This window comes from Bacteroides sp. D1 (assembly GCF_000157095.2).
Classification (GTDB): Bacteria; Bacteroidota; Bacteroidia; order Bacteroidales; family Bacteroidaceae; genus Bacteroides; species Bacteroides xylanisolvens.
Genome location: NZ_JH114348.1, coordinates 405 through 8,249 on the forward strand (window position 1 = coordinate 405; position 7,845 = coordinate 8,249).

Here is a 7,845-nt window from a genome sequence, read left to right on the forward strand (position 1 = left end):
TAACGTAACGTAAGTAGAGATTTTTTATTACCGAATCGATTGTGGTGCCACCAGGAATCGAACCGGGGACACAAGGATTTTCAGTCCTTTGCTCTACCAACTGAGCTATGGCACCTTGTGGTTGTTCGGTCCGGTAATATCTCTTTTGCGGTTGCAAAGGTAGTGAAACTTTTGGATTCTGCAAGCCTTCTGGAAATAAAAAACACTGATAAAAAGCTAGTCTGCTTATTATCAGTGTTGTATGGAATGAAAAATATTTCAGAAAAGTGATAGAAACTATTGTTTATTCTCCTTCAATGGATTCCATCCTTGTGCTTTCAATTCAAATTCTTGGCCGTCACGGGTAATCAATGCACAGCCAAGTTCGGGTTTGGTGATATGTCCGATGAGGCGCACTCCTTCCATTTGTGATACTTTCTCATGATCGGCGATAGAAACGGTAAAGAGTAGCTCATAATCTTCTCCGCCATTCAAGGCGCAAGTCGTCAGATTCATGTTAAACTCTTCAGCCATAACAGCCGTCTGATAATCAATTGGAATATGTTCTTCGTAAACACGGCAACCGGCATTGCTTTGTTTGCAGATATGCATCAATTCTGATGACAGACCGTCAGATATGTCCATCATAGAGGTTGGGACAATATTGGCGGCAGCTAGTTTCTCAATGATATCCTTACGTGCTTCCGGTTTTAACTGGCGTTCTAATAAGTACTCTTTGCCGGTGAAGTCCGGTTGAATGTCTTTATCACCTTTTAGTACGACTTTCTCACGTTCCAATAGTTGTAAACCCATATAAGCTGCTCCCAGATCACCGCTGACGCAGACCAGGTCGGTTTCTTTTGCTCCATTACGGTAAACCACTTTATCCTTATCAGCATCGCCGATACAAGTGATGCTGATAGCAAGCCCTGTAAGGGAGGAAGTTGTATCACCTCCCACAATGTCGACATTATATTGCTGGCAAGCCAGACGAATACCTGAATAAAGCTCGTCCATATCCTCTACGCTGAAACGCTTGGAAAGGCCAAGAGATACCGTAATCTGCCGGGGAGTGCCGTTCATGGCATAAATATCGGAGAAATTAACGACTGCTGATTTATATCCCAAATGTTTCAAGGGAACATAAGTCAGATCAAAATGTACACCTTCCATAAGCAAGTCGGTTGTTACCAATACTTGCTTTTCTGAAGGGTAGGAGAGAACGGCGGCATCGTCGCCCACTCCATATTTACTGGATTCATTTTCTAGTTTGATTCCCTCGGTGAGGCGGTCAATCAGACCAAACTCACCGAGAGATGCTATTTCAGTTCTCATAAATCGGGGTGATTGTTTAGGCACGGTTGATAAGTTCGCGCATGATCGTTGTCATTTTCGGTTGAGCGGCATCGGCTGCTTTCTGAACTTCTTCGTGCGTTACTTCTACGATTTTTCCTTCTACTCCCAAGTCGGTAATGACGGAAATACCAAATACTTTGATACCACAATGGTTGGCTACAATTACTTCCGGAACGGTAGACATACCAACAGCGTCGGCGCCAAGGATATGGAATAGTTTATATTCGGCAGGAGTTTCGAAAGTAGGACCTTGTGTACCGATATACACTCCGTGTTGTACTTTGATTCCTTTTTCTTTGGCAATCTCATCAGCTTTACAGATCAGTTCCTTGCTGTATGCTTCGCTCATATCCGGGAAACGAGGACCGTATGGGATATTTTTTCCACGAAGCGGATGTTCGGGGAAATAGTTGATATGGTCGGTGATAATCATCAAATCACCGATTTCGAAGTCTGCATTTGTCCCGCCACTGGCGTTGGACACAAACAAGGTCTTGATTCCTAATTCGCGCATCACACGTACAGGGAAAGTCACTTCTTTCATCGAATAACCCTCGTAATAGTGGAAGCGTCCTTGCATAGCCATGATATCCTTATTGCCTAGTTTGCCGAAAATCAGCTTACCGCTATGACCTTCGACGGTAGATACCGGGAAGTTCGGGATATCCGAATACTTTATTTCATACTTCTCGGTGATTTCGTTTGCCAAACTGCCAAGTCCGGTGCCAAGTATAATGGCTGTTTCCGGGCTGGTATGCATCTTACCTTTCAGATAAGCTGCGGTTTCTTGTATTTTCTCTAACATAGTCAATAATATGTTGGTTAAATTTATCTTGTTGATTCTGTAATATTTCTATTTCAATAGGCAAGGCATAGATAAATGGTTTCAATTCCTTGTCCAAAGCCGGATGGTTAATCAGGCGTGTTGCATCTTTTTCGGTAGTGATAATCAACCGGTGTTCTCCTTTCAGCTTATGAAACCGTTCTTTGATAAGCTGGATATCCCGATGGCTGAAATTGTGATGATCGTCAAATGATAGCAAATCTATTTGTTGGGTACAATCTTTCAGCCTTTCAAGAATGGGAGCCGGTGAGGCAATTCCGGTCATCAATAATATATCTGTATTTGTCAGCGAGGACAAAGCAATCTCATTGTTTGCCGAAGGGGTATCTGTGTCCGGAACCATTATAGGAAACACCGGTTGCAGGTTGCCATACCGGAACGATGAGAAGAATAACTGTTGATATGGATAAAGGTTCAGTCGTTTCGTGATAATATTATAATCAATAGGCTTGATGTCCTGCGGACATTTGGTGACAATAACGATTTGTGCCCGGTTCTTGCCGCTAATTGGCTCACGAAGTCGTCCTGCGGGGAGCAAAGTGTCGTCACAGAACAGCCGGTGATAATCCGTTAACAGAATACTTAATCCCGGTTTGACATATCGGTGCTGGAAAGCGTCATCCAACAGGATAACATCTATTGAAGGCTTTTGCAGTGCAAGCAGTTTTTCTATGCCATGACAACGCTTTTCGTCGACAGCTACTGTGACAGACGGGAATTTTTGATGCATCTGGTACGGTTCGTCGCCAATGCTTCTTGCCGTACTTTCCGGAGTAGCCAGCACATAGCCTTTCGTATGCCGTTTGTATCCCCGGCTTAATACAGCTACATTATATTGATTACAAAGAGACTTTATCAGATATTCAGTGTGCGGAGTTTTCCCTGTTCCTCCAACAGCGAGATTGCCTACGCTGATGATAGGTATATCAAAACTCTTTGATTGCAGCACTTCCCAGTCAAAGAGTTTATTTCTCATCATTACCGCTGCTCCGTAGAGCCAGGAGGCAGGGTAGAGCCACTTATGTATCTTGATAAAGTGTTCGTCCATGTATGGCAGTTTATTTAATATTCAGTTCGAACGGAATACGAGCCTGAATCATGGATTGTTCTTGCAGATTTTTCAGTAAACCGAATTGTTGGTAGAACTCACCTAACTTGCTTTTCAGCAATTGTGATTCTACGTAATTCGTCGGTTTCGTATCAAGCAGGGAAGAAAAGAAATCTTGTTTTGCAGGATAAGAAACAACGGTGTATCCCTCGATACCGGCTTTTGCCACGGCAATATCCAGTGCTTTGTCAATGCCGCCTAACTCGTCTACCAGTCCTAACTTTTTAGCAGTTTCCCCGGTCCATACACGACCTTCGGCAATCTTTTCGATCGCTTCCTTTGTCATGTGGCGTCCTTCGGCACAACGACTGACAAAGGTGTCGTATCCTTCGGTAATCATCATTTGAAGCAATGATCTTTCATCCTCGTTGAACGGACGCATGATATTCCCGAAATCAGCATATTTATTCGTCTTAACTACATCATAACTTAAACCGATTTTATCAGTCAATCCTTTTACATTGGGAATGATACCGAATATTCCGATAGACCCGGTCAGGGTAGTAGGCTCTGCAACAATCGTGTCGGCAACGCAAGAGATATAGTAACCTCCTGACGCGGCATAATCACCCATAGAGACAATGACCGGTTTCTTTGTTTTCAACTCTTTCACTGCATGCCAGATTTGTTCTGAAGCAAAAGCACTTCCGCCCGGAGAATTGACACGGAGTACAACAGCTTTCACATCATTATCATCTTTCAATTTGCGCAGGTCACGAATGACTTTCGAACCAACAATTCCGTCCTCGGAAGTTGCGGAACTCGGATAGTCTGTAATTTCACCGGATGCATAATAAACAGCCACGATATTACCACTTTTGTCTTTTGGCACATTCTTCTTTACGTTCATCATGTCGCTTAATCCTACTATCGGGAGATTGTCATCCTCATCTATCTCTACCAGTTTTTTAAGATAATTGCGCACATCATTGCGATAAATCAAGGTATCAGCAAATCCGCACCTAACACTTTCTTCTGATGGATAGAACATTAACATACGATCGGCATAAACATTCAGAGAATCTACTGGAATATTGCGGGAAGCAGAAACCCCTTCCGTCACCTGTCCCCAGATGGAAGTGATAAATGCTGTCACTTGTTCGCGATTGGCAGGGCTCATCTCTGTTGCAATAAACGGTTCCACGGCAGATTTGTAAGTTCCCACCTTGAACACCTGCATCTCAACTCCTATTTTTTGTAGCAGGTCTTTGTAGAACAGGGGAGCGGAAGCGATACCTCTCCATTCAATCATTCCTTTGGGATTGAGCAGCACCTTATCGGCTGCGCTGGAAAGATAATAAAGCCCCTGCGTATAGGAGTCGGCATAAGCAATGACGAACTTTCCACTCTCCTTGAAATCGAGCAGTGCATTACGGATTTCTTGTAAGGAAGCATAAGAGGTACCTAGTGAACTTGCTTGCAAATAAATCCCTTTGATATTTTCGTTTTCTTTAGCCTTCTGGATGGAAGAGAGAATATCGTCCAGTCCGTACGTGTTAGATTCGTCACCAAACAACTGTGATAAAATACCTAGCGGATCTTCTTGCGTACGTTCAACTAACGTTCCGTTTAAGTCGAGCATCATTACGGAATTCTTTTTTACGATTGTTTCCGTGTCCGAAGCGGACATGATGCCAAACAGCGTTACCATGCTGATTATAAATAATACAATACTTGACAAAATGATACCTGTCACCGTGGCAAGTGTAAATTTCAAGAAATCTTTCATTATACTTATTGTTTTTGCGTCAGCTTGTTATTAAGCTAACAAAGATAAATAATTGAGTTGATATTTATTCAATAAGTCGTACGAATTTTTGTTTTATCACAGCGAATCGATATAAATAGAAGCTTCTTTCCTGCAAGATTTAAGTATATTTGTCTGTATCTAATCCTTTTAAATGAGAAGAATTCTCTAATTTTGTGGCACAACTATTATCGTGAAAAATTAAATAAATATCAGCATATGTAATGCGACATTAACTTAACATTATATTTACCATGAAAAGAAAAACCCCTTTTGTGGCTGCAGCTTTAGCAGCAGGCTTGTTCTTCTATTCTTCCTGTACTCCGACTGAAAAAGCGGAAACAAAGGATTATACTCAATACGTTAATACCTTTATCGGTGCTGCTGATAATGGTCATACATTTCCAGGCGCGTGTTATCCTTTCGGTATGATCCAGACCAGTCCTGTGACGGGAGCAGTTGGTTGGCGCTACTGTTCTGAATATGTTTATGAGGATTCCCTGATTTGGGGATTTACTCAAACACATCTGAATGGAACGGGATGTATGGATTTAGGTGATATTTTGGTGATGCCGGTCACCGGTACACGTGTACGTGCGTGGGATGCCTATCGCAGTCATTTCCCTAAAGATAAAGAAGCGGCTACTCCGGGATATTACACCGCAGAGCTCTCTGATCCACAGGTAAAAGCGGAACTGACTGCCTCTATCCATGCTGCCCTTCACCGCTATACTTATCACAAGGCTGATTCTGCCTCTATATTGATTGACTTGCAACATGGTCCTGCATGGAGAGAAGAACAATATCATTCACAAGTCAATAGTTGTGAAGTGAACTGGGAAGATGCTCAAACACTGACAGGACATGTCAATAACACGGTATGGGTCAATCAAGATTATTTCTTTGTGATGAAATTCAACCGTCCGGTAGTCGATTCACTTTATCTTCCGATGGGCGAAACAGAAAAAGGAAAACGCATCATTGCCTCTTTTGACATGCAGCCGGGAGACGAGCTGATGATGAAAGTGGCTCTTTCCACCACCAGCATAGACGGGGCTAAAAAGAATTTGGAAGCAGAAATTCCTGCCTGGGATTTTGAAGGAGTAAGAGCTACCGCCCACAATGAATGGAATAACTATTTGAGCCGTATTGAAATAGAGGGTACCGATGATGAAAAGACAAATTTCTATACTTGTTTCTACCACGCATTGATTCAGCCTAATCAAATTTCGGACGTAGACGGTATGTATCGTAATGCCGCCGACTCTATTGTAAAAGCCGGAACTGGTGCTTTCTATTCTACGTTCTCTTTGTGGGATACTTACCGTACCGCTCATCCGTTTTATACATTAGTGATTCCCGAACGTGTGGACGGTTTTGTGAATTCTCTCATCGAACAGGGTGAAGTGCAAGGCTTCCTGCCTATTTGGGGATTGTGGGGAAAAGAGAATTTCTGTATGATTGGTAATCACGGCGTATCAGTCATTGCCGAGGCTTATCGCAAAGGATTCCGTGGCTTTGACGCTGAACGTGCTTTCAATATAATAAAGAAGACGCAGACTGTATCTCATCCGTTGAAGTCTGATTGGGAGGTTTATACGAAATATGGTTATTTCCCGACAGATCTGATAAAAGCAGAATCTGTATCTTCCACTTTAGAATCTGTATATGATGATTATGCTGCTGCCGATATGGCACGTCGTATGGGTAAAGAGGAAGATGCCGCTTACTTCGCGAAACGTGCTGACTATTATAAGAATCTTTTCGATTCGGAGACGAAGTTCATGCGTCCGCGCAAAGCTGACGGAACTTGGAAAGCTCCGTTTAACCCAAGTGCGTTGGCACATTCTGAAAGTGTCGGTGGAGATTATACGGAAGGAAATGCATGGCAATATACTTGGCATGTACAACATGATGTTCCAGGATTAATCCAGTTGTTTGGGGGAGAAAAACCTTTCTTGAATAAATTAGACTCATTGTTTACGGTTAAGCTAGAAGGTGAAAGTTTGGCAGATGTTACTGGATTAATCGGGCAATATGCTCATGGAAATGAGCCAAGCCATCATGTGACTTATTTGTATGCACTGGCTGGTCGTCCGGAACGTACACAGGAATTGGTTCGTGAAATATTTGATACTCAATACAAAAACAAACCCGACGGACTTTGTGGAAATGATGATTGCGGACAGATGTCTGCCTGGTATATGCTTAGTGCGATGGGATTCTATCCGGTAGATCCGGTAAGTGCGGAATATGTATTCGGTGCTCCACAGTTGCCGAAGATGACTTTGCATCTGGCCGATGGCAAGACTTTCACGATTATTGCGGAGAATTTGTCGAAAGAACATAAATATGTAGATAGTATTACATTGAATGGCGAACCATATACGAAGAAAACAATCTCGCATGAGGATATTGTAAAAGGAGGAACGCTGGTATACAAGATGAAGTAATAAATTCGTTTCTGTACTGTTATGGGACTAATGATTTTAATTAATAGTGGTTGGGATCATAACTTATAGTAGGGATATTCCTAAAATAATAAAATTTAAGGCAACTAATTCATTGCGAGTTAGTTGCCTTTTTTGTATCTTTAAGCATTCCCCCCAAAAAACGGTTTGACGGCCAAAACGGGGGTAATTAAAAATAAAAACACATGGTAAAGATACAAAAAATCTCAGAAATCGAACCTTGTTTAGGTTTTACCGAGTTCGATATGCTTAAAAAATATCGTCAAAGTTTTGCAACGAGTGAATTAGGTCGCCTCCATTCTCTGTTCCCTTTCTCGGAACTGGCCCGACAAATGCATTT

Annotated in this window: 5 protein-coding genes, 1 tRNA gene and 1 pseudogene; 2 read left to right on the forward strand and 5 right to left on the reverse strand. The window is 42.3% G+C overall.

Annotated elements, in window-relative coordinates; genetic code table 11:
* Positions 1–42: 42 nt before the first annotated feature.
* From BSAG_RS05900 to sppA, 5 genes are all read right to left on the reverse strand, one after another.
* A tRNA-Phe gene (locus BSAG_RS05900) sits at positions 43–115 on the reverse strand.
* A 161-nt stretch (positions 116–276) separates the two neighbouring features.
* Positions 277–1,314 carry a thiamine-phosphate kinase gene (gene thiL / locus BSAG_RS05895; RefSeq protein ID WP_004316830.1) on the reverse strand — a complete coding sequence of 346 codons (1,038 nt, stop codon included), beginning with the start codon at positions 1,312–1,314 and terminating at the stop codon, positions 277–279.
* A 16-nt stretch (positions 1,315–1,330) separates the two neighbouring features.
* Positions 1,331–2,140, reverse strand: a complete 810-nt coding sequence (locus tag BSAG_RS05890) for a purine-nucleoside phosphorylase (protein WP_004316831.1) — start codon at positions 2,138–2,140, stop codon at positions 1,331–1,333.
* On the reverse strand, positions 2,097–3,227 hold the full coding sequence (gene lpxK / locus BSAG_RS05885) for a tetraacyldisaccharide 4'-kinase (RefSeq protein WP_004316833.1): 1,131 nt from the start codon (positions 3,225–3,227) through the stop codon (positions 2,097–2,099). The genes BSAG_RS05890 and lpxK overlap by 44 nt, the downstream gene beginning before the upstream one ends.
* Positions 3,228–3,237: 10 nt before the next feature.
* Positions 3,238–5,016, reverse strand: a complete 1,779-nt coding sequence (gene sppA / locus BSAG_RS05880) for a signal peptide peptidase SppA (RefSeq protein ID WP_004316834.1) — start codon at positions 5,014–5,016, stop codon at positions 3,238–3,240.
* 272 nt (positions 5,017–5,288) lie between these two features.
* Between sppA and BSAG_RS05875 the strand changes: the two genes are divergently transcribed.
* Both BSAG_RS05875 and BSAG_RS26100 read left to right on the forward strand, forming a co-directional pair.
* The gene (locus BSAG_RS05875) at positions 5,289–7,487 is read left to right on the forward strand and encodes a GH92 family glycosyl hydrolase (RefSeq protein WP_008771280.1); all 2,199 of its coding nucleotides are present in this window, start codon (positions 5,289–5,291) and stop codon (positions 7,485–7,487) included.
* 203 nt (positions 7,488–7,690) lie between these two features.
* Positions 7,691–7,845 (forward strand): annotated as a pseudogene (locus tag BSAG_RS26100) (DDE transposase); the annotation flags it as partial.

What these genes read in the sequence shown, in the direction of transcription:
- thiL (WP_004316830.1), bottom strand. Translation starts at nt 1,314, where the DNA reads ATGAGAACTGAAATAGCATCTCTCGGTGAGTTTGGTCTGATTGACCGC.
- BSAG_RS05890 (WP_004316831.1), bottom strand. Translation starts at nt 2,140, where the DNA reads ATGTTAGAGAAAATACAAGAAACCGCAGCTTATCTGAAAGGTAAGATG.
- lpxK (WP_004316833.1), bottom strand. Translation starts at nt 3,227, where the DNA reads ATGGACGAACACTTTATCAAGATACATAAGTGGCTCTACCCTGCCTCC.
- sppA (WP_004316834.1), bottom strand. Translation starts at nt 5,016, where the DNA reads ATGAAAGATTTCTTGAAATTTACACTTGCCACGGTGACAGGTATCATT.
- BSAG_RS05875 (WP_008771280.1), top strand. Translation starts at nt 5,289, where the DNA reads ATGAAAAGAAAAACCCCTTTTGTGGCTGCAGCTTTAGCAGCAGGCTTG.